The organism is Streptomyces durbertensis, assembly GCF_014156695.1.
GTDB lineage: Bacteria > Actinomycetota > Actinomycetes > Streptomycetales > Streptomycetaceae > Streptomyces > Streptomyces durbertensis.
On sequence record NZ_WMLF01000687.1, the window covers coordinates 1 to 1850 of the forward strand.

Annotated in this window: 1 protein-coding gene; it reads right to left on the minus strand. The window is 71.2% G+C overall.

The features are described 5' to 3' along the window. Nucleotides 1-123: 123 nt before the first annotated feature. Nucleotides 124-1695, minus strand: coding sequence for an amidophosphoribosyltransferase (purF, locus tag GL263_RS25920; protein ID WP_182858171.1), 1572 nt, complete (start codon nucleotides 1693-1695; stop codon nucleotides 124-126). Between the last annotated feature and the right edge of the window lie 155 nt (nucleotides 1696-1850).

Here is a 1850-nt window from a genome sequence, read left to right on the forward strand (position 1 = left end):
GTTCGAGAGTGGGTGGGTGCGGTGCGGGCGCGGCGGACCCGCCCGGCCGGAGCGGTGTGCTCCGACCGGGAGGCGGGCGGCGGGCCGGTCGTGTCCGGTGCCCGCCGCCGGCGGGCGGCGCGGTCAGGGGCGTCGCAGGGCGTCGGCGCCGCCGGGGCCGGTGAGCAGCGACTGGACGCCGTCGACGTCCGGGCGCGCGCCCGTGTGCTCCTCGGTCTCGGCTTCCAGGAGGTGCTTGCCGAGCAGCCCGGGGTCGGGCAGTTCCATCGGGTACTCGCCGTCGAAGCAGGCCCGGCAGAGGTTCGGCTTGGCGATCGTGGTGGCCTCGATCATCCCGTCGATGGAGATGTAGGCGAGGGAGTCGGCGCCGAGGGAGGTGCCGATCTGTTCGACGCTGAGCCCGTTGGCGATGAGTTCCGCGCGGGTGGCGAAGTCGATGCCGAAGAAGCAGGGCCACTTGATCGGCGGCGAGGAGATCCGGATGTGCACCTCGGCGGCGCCGGCCTCGCGCAGCATCCGCACCAGGGCGCGCTGCGTGTTGCCGCGCACGATCGAGTCGTCCACGACGACCAGCCGCTTGCCCTTGATGACTTCCTTCAGCGGGTTCAGCTTGAGCCGGATGCCGAGCTGGCGGATGGTCTGCGAGGGCTGGATGAAGGTCCGGCCGACGTAGCTGTTCTTCACCAGGCCGGTGCCGAAGGGGATGCCGCTGGCCTCGGCGTAGCCGACGGCGGCGGGGGTGCCGGACTCCGGGGTCGCTATGACCAGGTCGGCGTCGGCGGGGGCTTCGGCGGCGAGCCTGCGGCCCATCTCCACCCGGGAGAGGTAGACGTTGCGGCCGGCGATGTCGGTGTCGGGCCGCGCGAGGTACACGTACTCGAAGACGCAGCCCTTCGGCTTTGCCTCGGCGAACGTGCTGGAGCGCAGTCCGTTCTCGTCGATGGCGATCATCTCGCCGGGTTCGATCTCCCGGATGACGGAGGCGCCGACGATGTCGAGGGCGGCGGTCTCGCTGGCGACGACCCAGCCGCGTTCCAGCCGGCCGAGGACCAGCGGGCGGATGCCCTGCGGGTCACGGGCGGCGTAGAGCGTGTGCTCGTCCATGAAGACGAACGAGAAGGCGCCCTTGACCTGCGGCAGCACCTTGGCGGCCGACTCCTCGACGGTGAGCGGCTTGCCGTCGTCGTCGGTCTGGCCGGCCAGGAGGGCGGTGACCAGGTCGGTGTCGTTGGTCGCGGCGACCTGGTTGGCCCGGCCGTTGCCGTGGCCGCCCTTGAGGTCGGCGACGAGTTCGGCGAGTTCGGCGGTGTTGACCAGGTTGCCGTTGTGGCCGAGCGCGATCGAGCCGTGGCCGGTCGCGCGGAAGGTCGGCTGCGCGTTCTCCCAGACCGAGGCACCGGTGGTCGAGTAGCGGGCGTGGCCCACCGCGATGTGGCCGCGGAGGGAGCCGAGGGAGGTCTCGTCGAACACCTGGGAGACCAGGCCCATGTCCTTGAAGACGAGGATCTGGGAGCCGTTGCTCACCGCGATGCCCGCGGACTCCTGTCCCCGGTGCTGCAACGCGTACAGTCCGAAATAGGCGAGTTTGGCGACCTCTTCGCCCGGCGCCCAGACCCCGAAGACGCCGCAAGCGTCCTGGGGGCCCTTCTCACCGGGGAGCAGGTCGTGGTTGAGTCGTCCGTCACCACGTGGCACGTCTTCGAGTCTAGACCGGTCGGGGCCGCCGGCAGAACCCGGGAGCCGGGCTTACCGCGCTGACCTGCGGAACGCCCGATTCCTACGAGAGGTACGTCACCGGCTTCCCGTGGCTTTCACCAGCGCCGGGCGGGCGCGGTGACGGACGGCGACGG